This window comes from Methanobacterium sp., from assembly GCF_038562635.1.
Classification (GTDB): domain Archaea; phylum Methanobacteriota; class Methanobacteria; order Methanobacteriales; family Methanobacteriaceae; genus Methanobacterium_D.
Window position 1 is genome coordinate 1280643 of record NZ_JBCFBO010000001.1, and the last position, 16143, is coordinate 1296785.

Below are 16143 nucleotides of genomic sequence, written 5' to 3' on the forward strand. Positions count from 1 at the left end.
AAGTGAAAAGAAACAGACGAAGAAAATAAATGTTAGAGATGCATGTCTTAAAGAGAACTATGGGATTGCTGGTGATGCTCACAGCAGCCGAGATACACACAGGCAGATCAGCTTACTTGCAGTTGAAAGTATCAATAAAATGAGAGGCATTGGGTTGAATGTGAATCCGGGAGATTTTGCTGAAAATCTAACAACAGAAGGAATCGATCTTGTATCGATACCTGTAGGCACAAATATATCTGTAGGTGAAGAAGTAATTCTTAAGATAACTCAAATTGGTAAGGAATGCCATACCCGTTGTGCTATTTATCAGCAGGCTGGAGACTGTATAATGCCAAAAGAAGGTATTTTTGCAAGGGTATTAATTGGCGGAAGGGTTAAAATAGGGGATAAAATAGAAATAGTTCAAAAGTAGGAGGATAAAATTATTCATCCACAACTTGGACAAATATCTTTACCTTCAGGTTCTTCCTTTTTCTTTTCCCCTTTTTTTTCCTTGTAATTATCAATTGCAGCATGTAATGCATCTGCAGCAAGGTTTGAACAGTGCATCTTAACTGGTGGAAGACCTTCAAGCTCATTTGCAACATCATTTCTTGTAATTTCCAGTGCTTCTTCGATTGTCTTTCCAACTGCCATTTCTGTTATCATACTGCTTGTTGCAATAGCTGCCCCGCATCCAAAGGTTTTAAATTTAACATCTTCAATAACATTGTCTTTAACTTTAATATAAATAGTCATTAAATCTCCGCAAGTAGGGTTTCCCACGGTTCCAACACCATCTGCATCTTCTATTTCACCAACATTTCTTGGATTTTGAAAATGGTCCATTACTTTGTCACTATACATATAATCAACCTCTAAGCTTAAATTAATTTATTCTCTCCTTTCTGCCCCAGGTATTTCACACCAAAGTGGAGAAAGTTTTCTAAGGGTTTCAACGACTTCTTTAGCTGCAGTTATGACATAATCCACTTCTTCTTCAGTGTTCTCTTTTCCAAGAGTTAAACGCAGAGATCCATGTGCCTCAACGTGTTCTAAACCAAGTGCTAATAAAACATGTGATGGTTCTAAACTCTTTGAAGAACATGCAGAACCAGTTGAAGCAGCAACTCCTTTTGAATCAAGGTGTAATACCAAAGATTCACCTTCAATACCTGTAAATCTCAAATTCACGTTGTTTGGGAGCCTTTTTGTTCTGTGTCCATCCAGGTAAGATTGTTCTACAGAATCCAGTATTCCATCTATTAATCTGTCCCTCAAATTTGTTATATATTTCGAATCCTCAAGCAGGTTTTTTTCTGCAAGTTCACAGGCTTTACCAAGTCCAACAATTCCAGATACGTTTTCTGTCCCTGGCCTTAATCCTTTTTCATGTCCCCCTCCATGAATTATAGGTTCTAATCTAACTCCTTTTTTAACATATAATGCCCCAATTCCCTTTGGGCCATAAACTTTATGCGCTGAAAGCGACAGCATATCCACATTCATTTCTTCCACGTTCACTGGAATTTTACCAACGGTCTGTACAGCGTCAGTGTGGAAATAAATTTTATTTTCCCTTGCTATCTTACCAATTTCTGATATTGGTTGGATGGTTCCAATTTCATTGTTGGCGTGCATGATTGTAATAAGAATGGTTTTGTCAGTTATTGCATCTTCCAGATCAGATACTCGAACAGTACCTTCTTCGTAAACAGGGAGATATGTAACTTCAAAGCCATTTTTTTCCAAATATTTGCATGTTTCCCTTACTGCAGGGTGTTCTATAGCACTTGTAATTATGTGATTTCCCTTATTTTTCAGGCGGTATGCAGTACCTTTAATTGCGATGTTATCTGATTCAGTACCACCGCTTGTAAAAATAACTTCTTCAGGTTTTGCTCCTATTAAAGAAGCAACCTGTTCTCTTGCAGCTTCCATAGCTTTTCTTGCGTCCCTACCCAATGAATATAGAGTAGATGCATTTCCAAAATTATCAACAAAATAGGGCTTCATCGCCTCAAATACTTCTGGATCAACTGGTGATGTAGCTGAATGATCCATATAAATCATTATTTCACCTCAATTTTTTTTAAAATACTGCGTATTTCCTAACCTCGTATTTATTACAAATCAATTTAAGTATAATATGGACGCTTTGTGATGATCAACCTTTTTAAAATCACGGCTGTAAACTTGAAGGTTTTGTAAGGTCATATCATCATAAATTGCTTAATTAATATATGAAATTTGATTATGTTAAATTTTTTTAATCAGTCCCTGGCCATCAACGTACTGATATGATCAGTTGTTATAATTCCAATGACCCTCTTACCCCCATCAACTACTGGAAGAGAAGATATATTATATTTTTTCATTTTCTCAGCTGCAAGTTCTATGTAGTCTTCAGGACAAGCCGTTATGACATCTTTTGTCATTATTTCGTCTAATTTACTGAATTTTAAAGCAACTGCCTTAGATATATCCCATGCAGTTACTATACCTATTAATCTATTATCCTCTGCTATAACTGGCAAGTGTGTAACCTTTTCCTCAAGCATCAGTTTAGCTGCTTCATCTATACTTGCTTCTTCGCTTATCTTAGCAGCCACCTGCGTCATAACATCTCCAACAAGAATTTCAGAAAGGAAACCATTTATTATATAATTTAACTGACCTGACTCTAAAAGGAAAGCATCATGTCCATAGGGTGATTTAATCTCGTGATAGCTTACATCAATATCATTTGCAGTTAGAGCCATTACAATTTCTTTAGATTGCTCAGGCGGGTAAAGCCAGTCAGAATCTACCGAAATGACCAGGAATTTAGCTTTTACATCCTTAAATCCTTCAGCTAAAGATCCATTTGCAGTTAAATCAAAGTAATCCATGGCCTTTGTTACGTAAAGGTAGGTGTTTGCATCAAACCTTTTAACAAATGAGTTACCCTGATAATGGAGATAGCTTTCTACCTGAAAATCCATTGAAAAATCGAATCCATATTTTTCTTTATCCTGAAGTCTTCTACCGAACTTCTGATACATTGATTCATAACTGAGATATGTGATGTGCCCTATCATCCTTGCAAGACTTAAGCCTTCTTTTGGTACTTCTCCAGAATAATAAGAGCCATCATTCCATTTTGGGTCAGATATTATTGCCTGCCTACCTACCTCATTAAATGCAATTTGCTGCGGGGCAGAACGGGCTGCTGTAGCTATAGGAATAGCCAGCTTGACCATATCCGGATAAGAAATACACCACTGCAGTACCTGCATCCCGCCCATTGATCCACCTACAACTGCAAAAAGTTGATTAATTCCAAGATGATCTATCAATTTTTTCTGGGCTTTTACCATGTCTGAAATGGTAATAATTGGAAAGTCAAGGCCATAAGGCTTTCCAGTTTCAGGATTAATGGATGACGGGCCGGTTGAACCTTTACATCCTCCCATGACATTAGAACAGATAATAAAGTATTTTCCAGTATCCAAACATTTTCCAGGTCCTATTATGATATCCCACCAGCCAGGCTTCTTATCTCCTTCATGCCACCCTGCAGCATGGGCATCTCCAGAAAGTGCATGACAAATAAGGATAGCATTACTCTTCTCTTTGTTCAATTTACCATAGGTTTCGTATGCTACTGTAACTTCTTTAAGCTTGCTTCCACCTTCTAAAATTAAATCATCTGGAAAAATGAAATACTGTGTTTCAACAAGCCCAACTGATTCTTTTTTCATTTTCTTAAATCCTATAATATTTGTATGTCCAAATGATATTAAATTCATTTGGACAATGGAAATCTCTTAATTTATATTTTAGATAATGCCTGATCTATGTCAGCTATGATATCTTCAACATTTTCAAGGCCAATAGATAACCTTACAAAGTCTTCAGTGACTCCAGTGCATTCCTGTTCTTCTTTTGTAAGCTGCTGGTGAGTAGTGGATGCAGGATGTATAACCAAACTCTTTGCATCGCCAATATTTGCAAGGTGAGAGAATAACTCCACACTTTCTATGAATTTTATGCCTGCTTCTAATCCCCCTTTAACACCGAAGCCAACTAATCCACCATAACCTTTTTTCAAGTATTTACTTGCTATTTTATGGTTTACATTATCTTCAAGTCCCGGATAATTGACCCATGCAACTTTTGGATGTTCTTTAAGGTGTTTTGCAACCGCAAGTGCATTTTCTGCGTGTTTTTTAACCCTCAGTTCAAGTGTTTCAAGCCCCTGAAGGAACTGGAACGCGTTGAACGGACTTAAGGTTGGCCCTAAATCTCTTAAAAGTAAAACCCTTGCCCTGATCGTAAATGCAATGTTACCAAGTTCAGGGAAGTCACCAAATGTTTCCCAGTATTTAAGTCCATGATAACTTGGGTCTGGTTCAGTAAACTGCGGAAACTTACCATTACCCCAGTTAAAGTTACCGGAGTCCACTATAACCCCTCCAATTGAGGTTCCATGTCCTCCCACATATTTAGTGGCAGATAAAACAACTACATCTGCACCATGTTCTATTGGCCTTAAAAGACCTACTGCCGCTGTATTATCCACTATTAACGGAATTCCTGCTTCATGAGCTATTTCAGCCAGAACTTCAAAATCAGGGACATCTAATTTTGGGTTTCCAAGTGATTCTACATATATTGCCTTAGTTTTTTCATCTATGGCTTTTTTGAATTCTTCAGGTTTGGTAGAGTCAACAAATTTTACAGTCCGCCCCAGATCAGGGAAAGTGTAGTTTAATAGTTCATATGTTCCGCCATAAAGGTTGTCTCCAGATACTATATTATCCCCTAACCTAGTAGCGTTTAAAAGGGCAATAAATATTGCAGAAAGTCCTGATGAAACTGAAAGCGCTGTATGGCCTCCTTCTATTGCAGCTATCCTTTTTTCAAATACGTCATTGGTAGGGTTCATTATTCTGGTGTATATATTTCCAAACTCTTTAAGGCCAAATAAATTTGATGCATGTTCAGTATCCCTGAAAACATATGATGATGTTAAGTAGATTGGTACTGCCCTTGATCCTGTTGCTGGATCTGGTTCTTCTTGACCTACATGTAATCCCAATGTACTTAATCCGCGTTCTTTTTTCTTTTCTTCTGTCATTTTTATTCAACTCCCAAATCTGTTAAAATCTTCAATTTTGACGCCGTAGGAAACTCTCAAAAACCGAAGGTTTTTGGAGCACGAAAAACTGTCAAAATCTACGATTTTGACGCATCGAAAATTCTATGAATTTTCGAATGCTTCGTTTTTCGTAAGTTATATTTCCTCGGCCCCAAACATTTCATGTTTGAGGGCCACGAAAATTGAAAATTTTCGTTGGCTTTGATTATATGCATCCTCTTAGCCCATATATCCCCAATATTCAAATAAAGGTTTAAATTGAACATTTACAGATTTAACCCCTAAAAACAATATTTAAAGATTTTAAATGCCATTTTTAGAGTTCTATGATCAAATCACTATAACAATTGTTATATTTAATAACTGCCTTCTTATTATTTAAGGTTTGCCCATTTTTAAGTAAATGGAAATATACCCAACCATCCTACTCCAATCATAGTAAAACTAAATTTATTATGAACTACAGAATAGTTATCAGCTTTGGTAAAGTATTTATATAACAATCGTTAACTTAATAACTAAGCCGAAATATTTTTGCCGAGATGACCGAGCGGCTAGGTGCGTGGCTGCAGACCACGATACTTGGGTTCAAATCCCAATCTCGGCCTTTAATACAAATAGAAAAGTAAATTTCGAAAGCTATTTTATTTAAACAGAAATTAGATTAAAATCACAATTAATAAATACTATCTTAATCTTATTATCTAATAATAAACATTTTTTTAATTTAACTTGAGTTTGAGGCAGAATAATGAAAGTATACAATACCATGACCCGTAAAAAAGAAGAACTAAAGCCTATGAACAAAAATAGAATAAAAATGTTTGTGTGTGGACCAACAGTTTACGATGAGTCCCATATAGGGCATGGAAGAACTTACATTGCTTTCGATGTTATTGCAAGATATCTTAAATATAAAGGATACAGCGTTTTTTATCTTGAAAATATCACAGATATAGATGATAAAATAATCAAAAGAGCATCTGAACTTGGAGTTGAACCATTAGAACTTGCAAAAAAATATGAAAGCCTCTACTTTAAAGATATGGAACTATTAGGCGTAACCAATGTTAATTATTATGCAAGGGCAATGGAGCACCTTACTGAAATAATAAATCAAATTCAAACATTATTAGATAAAGGATTCGCATATGAAACATCTACAGGAGTCTACTTTGATGAATCCAAGTTAGAAGATTTTGGAAAACTCTCAAACAGAAACATTGATGATTTAAATATCCATAGAGTTAATCCCGACACTACAAAAAGAAACCCTGGAGATTTTGCACTCTGGAAAAAAAGAGACGATGAACCAGCATGGGACTCTCCATGGGGTAAAGGGCGGCCAGGGTGGCACATTGAAGATACAGCAATAACTGAAACCTATTTTGGAGGTCAGTTTGATATTCATGGAGGAGGATTAGACCTTATATTCCCCCACCACGAAGCAGAAATTGCACAAATGGAATCTGCAACTGGTAAAAAACCAATGGTCAAATACTGGATGCACACTGGTTTTTTGAATGTTAAAGGAGAGAAAATGTCCAAATCACTTGGAAATTTCATTACAATAGGAGAACTACTCAAGGAATATGACCCCCAGGTCTTTAGATACTTTGTTCTTTCAACCCATTACAGAAGTCCAATTGATTTCAGCAATGAAGCATTAATGCAGTCACAAAACAGCCTTAAAAGGATTCACAAAGTAATGGAAACAGTAGATGAGCTTTTAGAAAGCGATATACTTGATGAAAACAAAAATGATGGAAAATATCTTAAATTACTGGAAGATACTAAAAAAGAGCTCTTAGATGCAATGGACAACGATTTTAATACCCCCATTGCACTTTCAGCGCTTTTCAATCTAGTAAGAGATATAAATAAAGGAATAAATGAAGAAAAAATCTCTAAAAACGTGTTTAAAGAAATAAAAAATTTATTAGATGAATTCGGAGATATTTTAGGGCTCACTTTTTCGGTAGAATCAGTTAAAAGCAATTCTGATGAACTGGTTAATATCCTGATTGATGTAAGGGAAGAGCTCCGTAAAAAGAAAGATTACAAATTATCAGATGAAATCAGAAACAGGTTAAGAGATGCGGGAATTAATTTAGAGGATAAATAAACCTTTCTTAATCTCTAAATGAGTGATATCACTTAATTCAAAAACAGTGCAATTTTTTTATTTACTTCAAATCCAGTTTTAAAAAGAATAAATAGCATATAATATGCCTATTTCAGAAAAATGATTAATTAGAGTATAACTCCAATTAAATACAGTAATCCATATCTGAGTCCCTATTAGAACCCAAGCAAGCATTACAGCCTGTAGGAATTTTATCTTTTTCTTTATGCAGCTGACAGATTATTTCTTCAGCTTTAACATTTTTACATATTTCACATATTCTTTGAATGATACGGTCAGGTCCAAGCTCTTGCTCCGTTAGATCTTTTGCAAGCATTTTAATCATATTCTGGGTCTTTTCATCAAATTTGATTCCGTGTCCTCGTTTATCACTTACATACTGTGAAACTGCAGGTTGAGTTATGTCCAGCAACTCAGAAATCCTTTTTTGTTTTATACCTAATTTAAGAAGCTCTTTAGCTAATTCAGACCTTATACTTGGAATTACGTACCATACAACTATTTCACATGGTGGTCTCATTTTATCACCCTCGTTAAATATATTATTTTAAAATTTAATTATTTAGTTAATTAGTTTTGTAAGTTAAAAAATTAAATAACGCCGTTATAGTATATAATATAACATATGTTATAAGTCTTACACATTTTACGGTATTAACTCGTTATATACAAATCAATTTAAATAGATTTAATTTAGTATTAAGATTATTAAATTAAGTAAACTATAAAATTAAGATACCCTTATGTCTTAAAAAAATAAGCAATATAATTAGATGCCTGCACCTTCTGAAAATATTTCTTCGATTTCTGATTTTTTATTAAATAACTCATCTACATTTACAGTTGTCGTAGATAGTCCCAATGCTTTAAGTTGCAGTTCCATTTCATCTTGACGCTGCAGAATAAGTCTAATTACCTCTGCAATTGGATCAGGCAATTCTCCATGATCAAGATCAATAGCGCATTTCCTTTTCTCTTTAACATTTCTTCCAGGTATTCCAACTATAGTAGATCCTGGTGGGGCTGATTTTAAAACCACCGACCCCGCACCAACCTTAGAACAGTCCCCAATGGAAATATCCCCTATTATTTTAGCTCCAGAGCCTATAACAACCCCACTTCCAATTGTAGGGTGTCTTTTTTTCCTTTCGAGGCTTGTTCCGCCAAGTACAACGCCCTGGTAGATCAATACGTCATCTCCTACAATTGCAGTTTCTCCAACTACAACACCCATCCCGTGATCGATGAAGACTCTTTTTCCAATTTTTGCACCAGGATGTATTTCAATACCGGTTAGTAGGCGGGCCAGTGCAGATATAAATCGCCCGGTAAATAGATGGTTACGAATCCAGAACCAGTGAGCTATTTCATACCCCCATATAGCATGAAGTCCGGGATATGTGAGAAATATTTCTAGTTTACTTCTTGCTGCTGGATCCCTCAGCATCACCATTTCTATATCCTCTTTGATCCTTTCAAACATGATATTGGCCTCCTACTCAGTTATTAAAAACAAAATTATGACATACGTAGTAGGTATCGTATGTCTTTATATTTGAATATTTTTTTACTTAAAGTTGAACACCTTCAGCTGTATGGAAGATTTTTTCAAATACCCATTCCATACTTAAGTACCTTTCTCCAGTATCAGGGAGAATTACAACAATTCTTTTACCCCTATTTTCTTCTCTTTTTGCAAGCTGGACAGCAGCCCATGTGGCAGCTCCAGAAGAAATTCCTGCAAAGATTCCTTCTTCCCTTGCAAGTCTGAGCAGTGTATCTGCCGCATCTTCATCTTTTACTGGAATGACTTCATCTACTAATTCTGGTTTATATACATCAGGAATAAATCCTGCACCTATTCCTTGAATCTTGTGAGGTCCGGATTTCCCCCCAGATAGTACGGGAGAAGTTGCAGGTTCAACGGCAACGGCCTTAAGATCAGGATTATGTTCTTTTAAAACTTCTGCAATACCTGTTATTGTTCCACCAGTACCTACACCTGCCACCACGATATCTACTTTACCGTCAGTGTCCCTTAATATTTCCTGCGCGGTGGTTTCCCTGTGAATTTTAGGATTTGCAGGGTTTTTGAACTGTTGAAGTACTACTGCATTTGGTATTTCTTTAACAAGCTCTTCGGCCTTTGCTATTGCCCCAGGCATTCCACCTGCACCAGGAGTAAGTACTATTTCAGCTCCAAATAATGCCAATAATTTTCTACGTTCTACAGACATCGTATCTGGCATTGTAAGAATTAATCTGTATCCTTTCGCTGCGGCAACAAATGAAAGTGCAATTCCAGTGTTTCCACTGGTAGGTTCAATTATAACTGAGTCTTTGTTTATGACTCCCGCTTCTTCCCCAGCTTCAACCAGTGCCACACCAATTCTATCTTTTACACTGCTTATTGGGTTAAACGATTCAAGTTTTGCAACGACTTCTGCCTCTGCACCTTCTGTAACTCTGTTTAACCTGACCAAAGGAGTATTTCCTATAAGTTCAGTTGCGTCATTTGCTATTCCTCTTGTTAATTCAGGTATATTTACCATTTTTTCACCTTAAGTTCATCCATTTTTTATTGTTTTTTATGTTTTATATAACTATTGTTATATATAACAATTGTTAAGTAATAATTATGAAGATATTGTGGAGGATGCCCACATATAACAATAGTTATAATCATCATTAGTGTGCAATTATTATAAATACTTAACGATCGTTAAGTTACTAAAAGTTGGAAAACATTATTCATGTTACCAAAAGCCAGCGGATTTTAAATTTATAGTGAAAATCATCAGAAAAGTCGCCAATTAATACAAAGTTTAAATACAAGCTCCCGCCATACTATACTTTTCTCGCTTTTAAAGTATTCATTATCCAATTTAATTGAAGATTTTTATGAATAAACAAGTTAAGTCTATAAGGAACAACAACACATCGCTGGTGATTGCTGGCCTCATTCTCACCAATATTTTCTGGGGCGCTTCAGGAGTGGCTGTTAAAATTGCACAGCTGCAGCTGGGAACCTTTGAAATTGTTGCCCTGAGGTTTATCACAGCTATGCCCCTTTTAATCATTGCTACAGTGTTATGGAAAGGTACTGAAGCCTTGAAGATTGATAAAAAAGATTTGCCATACATCACAGTACTGGCTTTTATGGGTATCCCCCTTGAATTTTTACTGCAGGTAACTTCACTAGCATACACCACAGCAACATGTTTCACACTTATATTCAGCCTCTCTCCGTTTTTTATAATTTTTGCGTCGGCTGTTTTAATTAAAGAAAAAATTACCAGACATAAATCCATTGGTGCGCTACTGGGGTTTATAGGAGTAACGTTCATAATTACAAACGGCAGTTTAGCTGTCCCCACCAATCTTTTAGGTGATGCCATAGCTATCATGGCCAATATAGTCTGGGCTTTATACACTGTCATGGGAAAACCAATAAATGAAAAGTATTCCGCGCTTACAGTACTTAACTATACTTTTATATTTGGAGCACTTGAATTAATCCCATTTTATCTCTTATCACCTGGATTATCTCCTGCAGAGTTCACTGGATCCACATGGATAGCAATGGGATTCCTTACGATCTTCTGTTCCCTTATTGCATTTTTACTGTACAACCACGGTACAGAAAAGCTGCCTGCTTCAATTGCAGGATTGTTTATATATGTTCAACCGCTATCTGGAGTGGCTTTAGCTGCAATAATATTAGGAGAACATATAACAATTTACACAATAATTGGAACATTTCTCATCATATATGGAATATATGAGGCAGAGCGCAGAGGCGGCATAATAAGCAGGGCCAAAAATATTGAAAATAATCATTAAATTGACTACAATTTCGTTTTAAAATAGAATTTATTTAAAAAATAGTATTTTATGAGTTTTCTTCTTCAGGCTCTTCCTGAATTAACTCATATATTTTCTTTATGGCATCTTCTATCAACATAGGTATTATTACAGGCTGAATTCCATTTGCAATAAGTTTATCTCCAGCTCCACGGCCTACCTGGCTGACCAGCACACCGTCAACATCTGAAATTATTTTTATGGTGTCTTCAGTGGTACTTCCACCTGAGGGATTGCATGAAGGTGTGTTCTTTCGAAGCTCCAGAACTTCATAGCTACCGTCATCTTTAAGTTCTACTATTAAAAACTGATTTGCTCTACCAAAATGCTGGTTTACAAACTTTCCATCGCTAGTTGCAATTGCCAATTTATGGGACATGTTTAGACCTCAATATTAATATATTAATATACTACTTACTATATTTAGAGTTTTAATTTTAAAAAGTTAGAAAACTTAAAATTTTAGTTAAACAACACAACCTGCTAAAAAATTAAGAACATAAGTTCTCAATCCACTTTTTTACCTGCTTCTGGGCCAGGTTGTACAGAGTAAATTTCTTCTACTTTAAGTAAAATTGCTGCTTTGGGTTCAAGCTTGCTCATAACACTTCTTGCCCAGTCAACTGCTTCATCGAAGTATTTACCTTCTTCAATTATTTGGGCAGTCCCCTTAAACTGATAAGGGCATGCTGAAGCATCTCGCAGTACCAAACTTGCTTTTGGGTTATTTTCAAGGTTTTTGTGGGTTTTGTTCATGTAGTTATCCACGATCATTACTGTTTTATTGTCAACCGGCCTTGCAAATCCAATTGGAACAACATTAGGTATTCCATCTGCAGTTGCAGTTGCAAGAAAAATCACGTTATCTTTTTCTATAGCTTCCATCATTTCTTCAGTCATTACCATCTAAATCACCTATAATATTTATAACAATCGTTAATATATAACAGTTTTGCAGAAATTATCTTAAATAAACAGTTTAATTTGAAATTGACTAAAAACATTGAATAACATAAATCACCATGATAAAATTTATAAGGATTATAACTATAGTTATAAAAGAGGTCCACTTGAAATCAAATAGTACAAAATTTGGGTTGATATCAATTTAAATTTACATATTTTTTAAATCAGTCAAATCAGGAGAAATATTATGGTTAATGTAAAATTTTTAGCACGATTTAGAGACATTACAGGAGAAAGGTCTGTATCCATTGAACACAACGGGAGTATTTCAGGCCTAATGAACACCCTCACCGAAAAATACGGGAATGAATTTAAAGATGCTTTATTTGATAAAGAAGGAAATTTAAGAGATTACATGAAAATAATCGTAAACGGCGAAGATGTAGAGTCAAGTGGCGGCTTAAAATCAAACGTCGGAGATAACGATGAAGTTGTAATCTTCCAGACTATCGCAGGGGGATAGTCCATTTAACTATTTTTCAGTTAATTTTTAAAAATTCATTTTTAAATCCAGAATCTCAATATACTCATTTTAAAAATAAAAAATATAATTTAAAGTAAAATATCCTCTTTTGGGAATCTTACCTTTGGATTTGGGCCGTCTGCACCGTATCCCAGCAAAACAAGTACAGTGGGTACAACATTAGATGGAAGATCCAGAATCTCAGAATAGGCAGCAGGATCAAATCCTTGAACAATACAAGAATCTATGCCCAGTGATTTAGCAGCGTAAATTCCCTGTGTTGCTGCAATAAAAACATTCTTCTGTGCCTCACATAGTCTTGCCTCTGGAGGAATGCGGCCAGTTAAATTATTTGCAGCCATTTGGTAGAATTTAATAGTTTCTTCAGGTGCCCCTGCATCTTTCATACCATTTATTATCGTTTCAGCCAATCCTGGCAGGTCTGTATTAGCACAGAATACCAGTACATGAGAACATTCAGCTATATGCTTTTGATCCATTGAATTCTCGTACATTTCTTCCTTTAATTCATCATCTGCGACGACTTTGATTTTCCACGGCTGCAAGTTAAGTGCAGATGGCGAAAACCTTATCATCTCAAGGATCTCATCTATTTTTTCATCATCAATTTTTCTGTCTTCATATACTCTAGCAGCATACCTTTTCTGTACCAATTCTTTAAATTCCATTAATACTTCACTCACCTTTTTATTTTTTAATCAATATTATTTATGAACTTTAAATTATTTAAAAAATGTTATATCGTAAGTAAATACTTTACAAACCCAAATATGCCCAAATAATTTAAAAATACAAAAAATCAACCAGAAATTATTTAATAGCTCATGGATATTTATCAATCTGTTTTTTTCCAATTTTTCATAGGTAAAATTTATATAATAAAATATAACAATTGTTATATAGATGCAGTGTTAAAATAAGGAGGAATTATTCATCCACATAGGTTACCTATCAACCATATACCACACATCATTTATCCTGAAAAATGAACCTTTAGGGGATTTAAATGATTATAATTTAGGATGGTCCCTGTTTGCCACAGGACCTGCAATGAAAGATGCATTTGCTTCAGGAGATCTGGACGTAGGTTATATTGGCCTCCCTCCAGTCATGATTGGGATTCAAAATGGTTTAAAGGTTAAGTGTGTTGGCGGAGGGCATGTAGAAGGAACAGTAATGGTTGCTCCCCACTATTATAAAACTTTTGATGAATTAAGCAGTGTAAGTGCTGTTTTAAAACAATTTGAAGGCAAGAAAATCGGAACACCATCTGAAGGATGTATACACGATGTGATAATACGTGAACTAACTAAAAATCTTGATATTGAAATTAAAAATTTTGCATGGGCAGATTTTATACCAGATGCAATAGAAGAAGGAGAAATATCAGCTGGTGTTGGAACACCGTCCCTTGCATCAGTCACCTCAAGAAGATTTGATTCAAACATCATTATTCCCCCACATAAGTTGTGGCCTTACAATCCCAGTTACGGAATAGTGGTAAGAGAAGAATTAATTGATGAATCGCCGGAATTTATAACCGACTTTCTGAAAGCCCATGAAGAGGCATGTAACTTAATAAGATTACATCCAGAACAGGCTGCAGAAATAGCTTTAAAAGAAGTTAAAGTTGTTGATGAAGATTTTGTACTTGATACATATAAAATATCTCCAAAGTACTGTGCAAGCATTCCTGATGACTATATAAAGTCCACACTTAAATTTATTCCAGTTCTACAGAGATTAGGCTATATGAAATGGGATCTAAATCAGGAAAATATTTTTAACCTTAATTTTATTAAAAAAGTTCACCCCGAGCCTGCTCATTACTAAGTAACCCTATAGTTCCCCGTATTTACCTCCGGATGTTCAGTTCCCTTTCAATTTCTTGATTTATTCTATTTAATTCATCCTGAACCTGTTTGATATGTTCTTTTTCATTTTCAGCGTTATTTTTAAGTTCATTATATCTATCTTCATCTTCTTGCGGATCAGTTGCATTTATCTGGTTATTCCAGTACCCCATCTGTTTTTTAACTGCATCTAAATATTCCATTTCAACGCGTTTCATATTTTTGAGTCTACTAATACGGGTTCTGCTGGTTTCTTCATTCACTTTTTTATTATAATCTTTTGGAGACATGTGTATATTATGTTTTAATAATTATAAAAAAATTGTTAATAGAGTTTTTACAGAGATCTAACAAATTATAAAAGTTTATAGATCTAAATTACAAAAGTTTGTATATAACTCTTATATATCCTGCAAAATTAATCAAAAAGAACGATTCAAAGGAAATCCTATTAATGATACATGAAGGTGATTTAATGCAAGATTTAAGCAGTATAAAAATGGAAAATGGATTACTCTATGAAACCATTATAACTACTAAAAATAGTGATGGAACTCCTAATGCAGCCCCCGTAGGCATAGTATGCAAAAATGGATCTAAAATTATATTATATCTTTCGGAAGCTATACACACTCTCCAAAATATTAAAAATAATGGACATTTCATTGTTAACATTTTAAAAGATCCAACTATTTTTACCAAAAGTATTGTGGGAGAGCTTTCCCCCGATTGTTTTAAAAATCACTTAAATGATTTCTATATAACTAACACCGATGCATTTTTTAGTGCAACTGTAATTAAATCCAAAGAAATTGAAAAAGGACATAAAATAGGGAATTCTAAATTAACAATAATAACTGCAAAAGTAAATGAAATTATAATTAAAAATAAAAATGTAGAACCGCTCAATAGAGCAAATTTTGCCATAATAGAATCTTTAATATATCTATGCCGAATAAACATTGTTGATAATAAAACCGCACAGCTGTATTTAGAAAGAATTAATGAAATGTCAAGACTTGTAACCCGTGTTGGAAGTAAAGAACATAAGAAAGCCATGAAAAAGATAATCAGCAGACTCTAAACTGTATTTCAACTTTTATCATTAGTTTAGATTATAGATTTATGAGGGTTTTTCTTACATCTACACACCACTACATCCTGAACCTCAATTTAACTACAATCGAAATAATGCGCGGTAAAAATGTAATAAGTTTTATTATGCTCTTCTTTTTTTCACCCACATCATTTAAGCTCACAAGTATTCCCTATGAAAATTAAATAATTATCTTCTTTTTTATATCAAATTCAACACGTATCTATAAAATTTTAAAGATATATACCCTAATTTAGGAATACTAATTAAAAATTACTTCTTATTAAAGATAATGTCTTCAAATATGATACTATTATATTTGAGGAGCAGGTTTATTCTGGAAACTTTTGGATTTTCGTTATAAATTGTTATCTTTAAAAATAACGTTCATAAAAAATTGCGAGAAGTATGAAAAAGTTGAACTAAAAAGTAAATAAATATTTAAATAATTAAAAATATTCTTATTTTGTTGTAGTTTATTCATTAAATGCCAGCTACATTTATAAACATTAAAAACGTTTTAATTTTTAATATAATTAAGATAATCTGACATTTTAAGAGAAATTAAAACCATTTGAACCTGAACACACACTGTCACTATTTAACTTT

Annotated in this window: 17 protein-coding genes and 1 tRNA gene; 7 read left to right on the forward strand and 11 right to left on the reverse strand. The window is 34.4% G+C overall.

Annotated features, from left to right (window positions below; translation table 11 throughout):
• A partial coding sequence (locus AAGU07_RS06360) for an MOSC domain-containing protein (RefSeq protein ID WP_342458294.1) occupies positions 1-415 on the forward strand: 415 nt, incomplete at its 5' end.
• A gap of 14 nt (positions 416-429) precedes the next feature.
• Here AAGU07_RS06360 and nifU read toward each other — a convergent pair.
• The 4 genes from nifU to AAGU07_RS06380 form a co-directional block, all read right to left on the reverse strand.
• A complete protein-coding gene (gene nifU, locus AAGU07_RS06365) occupies positions 430-849 on the reverse strand; it encodes a Fe-S cluster assembly scaffold protein NifU (RefSeq protein ID WP_342458295.1) in 420 nt (139 codons plus the stop codon).
• Positions 850-876: 27 nt separating this feature from the next.
• Positions 877-2052 carry a cysteine desulfurase NifS gene (gene nifS, locus AAGU07_RS06370; RefSeq protein WP_342459351.1) on the reverse strand — a complete coding sequence of 392 codons (1176 nt, stop codon included), beginning with the start codon at positions 2050-2052 and terminating at the stop codon, positions 877-879.
• A 203-nt stretch (positions 2053-2255) separates the two neighbouring features.
• On the reverse strand, positions 2256-3725 hold the full coding sequence (locus AAGU07_RS06375; protein WP_342458296.1) for a homoserine O-acetyltransferase: 1470 nt from the start codon (positions 3723-3725) through the stop codon (positions 2256-2258).
• Between the two features lie 71 nt (positions 3726-3796).
• Positions 3797-5104: an O-acetylhomoserine aminocarboxypropyltransferase/cysteine synthase family protein gene (locus AAGU07_RS06380; protein ID WP_342458297.1), complete on the reverse strand. Its 1308-nt coding sequence runs from the start codon at positions 5102-5104 to the stop codon at positions 3797-3799.
• A 557-nt stretch (positions 5105-5661) separates the two neighbouring features.
• Here AAGU07_RS06380 and AAGU07_RS06385 point away from each other — a divergent pair.
• Together AAGU07_RS06385 and cysS are read left to right on the forward strand one after the other, a co-directional pair.
• A tRNA-Cys gene (locus AAGU07_RS06385) sits at positions 5662-5732 on the forward strand.
• A 144-nt stretch (positions 5733-5876) separates the two neighbouring features.
• On the forward strand, positions 5877-7250 hold the full coding sequence (gene cysS, locus AAGU07_RS06390; RefSeq protein ID WP_342458298.1) for a cysteine--tRNA ligase: 1374 nt from the start codon (positions 5877-5879) through the stop codon (positions 7248-7250).
• A gap of 145 nt (positions 7251-7395) precedes the next feature.
• Here cysS and AAGU07_RS06395 read toward each other — a convergent pair whose 3' ends face one another.
• The 3 genes from AAGU07_RS06395 to cysK form a co-directional block, all read right to left on the reverse strand.
• Positions 7396-7791 (reverse strand): transcriptional regulator, encoded by a 396-nt coding sequence (locus AAGU07_RS06395; protein ID WP_342458299.1) that lies wholly within the window; start codon positions 7789-7791, stop codon positions 7396-7398.
• Positions 7792-8040: 249 nt separating this feature from the next.
• Complete coding sequence (gene cysE / locus AAGU07_RS06400; RefSeq protein WP_342458300.1) at positions 8041-8754, reverse strand: serine O-acetyltransferase; 714 nt, start codon at positions 8752-8754, stop codon at positions 8041-8043.
• An 88-nt stretch (positions 8755-8842) separates the two neighbouring features.
• A complete protein-coding gene (gene cysK / locus AAGU07_RS06405) occupies positions 8843-9823 on the reverse strand; it encodes a cysteine synthase A (RefSeq protein WP_342458301.1) in 981 nt (326 codons plus the stop codon).
• Between the two features lie 349 nt (positions 9824-10172).
• Between cysK and AAGU07_RS06410 the strand changes: the two genes are divergently transcribed.
• A complete protein-coding gene (locus AAGU07_RS06410; protein WP_342458302.1) occupies positions 10173-11114 on the forward strand; it encodes a DMT family transporter in 942 nt (313 codons plus the stop codon).
• A 49-nt stretch (positions 11115-11163) separates the two neighbouring features.
• Here the strand turns inward: AAGU07_RS06410 and AAGU07_RS06415 are convergent, their stop codons facing one another.
• Complete coding sequence (locus AAGU07_RS06415) at positions 11164-11514, reverse strand: NifB/NifX family molybdenum-iron cluster-binding protein (RefSeq protein ID WP_342458303.1); 351 nt, start codon at positions 11512-11514, stop codon at positions 11164-11166.
• A 128-nt stretch (positions 11515-11642) separates the two neighbouring features.
• A complete protein-coding gene (locus tag AAGU07_RS06420; protein ID WP_342458304.1) occupies positions 11643-12041 on the reverse strand; it encodes a pyridoxamine 5'-phosphate oxidase family protein in 399 nt (132 codons plus the stop codon).
• Positions 12042-12288: 247 nt separating this feature from the next.
• On the opposite strand from AAGU07_RS06420, the gene AAGU07_RS06425 reads away from it, so the two are divergent.
• A complete protein-coding gene (locus AAGU07_RS06425) occupies positions 12289-12564 on the forward strand; it encodes a MoaD/ThiS family protein (protein WP_342458305.1) in 276 nt (91 codons plus the stop codon).
• 89 nt (positions 12565-12653) lie between these two features.
• Here AAGU07_RS06425 and AAGU07_RS06430 read toward each other — a convergent pair whose 3' ends face one another.
• The gene (locus AAGU07_RS06430; protein ID WP_342458306.1) at positions 12654-13253 is read right to left on the reverse strand and encodes a nitroreductase family protein; all 600 of its coding nucleotides are present in this window, start codon (positions 13251-13253) and stop codon (positions 12654-12656) included.
• Between the two features lie 271 nt (positions 13254-13524).
• Between AAGU07_RS06430 and AAGU07_RS06435 the strand changes: the two genes are divergently transcribed.
• Entirely contained in the window at positions 13525-14418 is an 894-nt protein-coding gene (locus AAGU07_RS06435; RefSeq protein ID WP_342459352.1) for an ABC transporter substrate-binding protein, read from the forward strand.
• A 22-nt stretch (positions 14419-14440) separates the two neighbouring features.
• On the opposite strand, the gene AAGU07_RS06440 is transcribed toward AAGU07_RS06435, so the two are convergent.
• Positions 14441-14728 carry a hypothetical protein gene (locus tag AAGU07_RS06440; RefSeq protein WP_342458307.1) on the reverse strand — a complete coding sequence of 96 codons (288 nt, stop codon included), beginning with the start codon at positions 14726-14728 and terminating at the stop codon, positions 14441-14443.
• 185 nt (positions 14729-14913) lie between these two features.
• Between AAGU07_RS06440 and AAGU07_RS06445 the strand changes: the two genes are divergently transcribed.
• Positions 14914-15522 (forward strand): DUF447 domain-containing protein, encoded by a 609-nt coding sequence (locus AAGU07_RS06445; protein WP_342458308.1) that lies wholly within the window; start codon positions 14914-14916, stop codon positions 15520-15522.
• Positions 15523-16143: the final 621 nt, after the last annotated feature.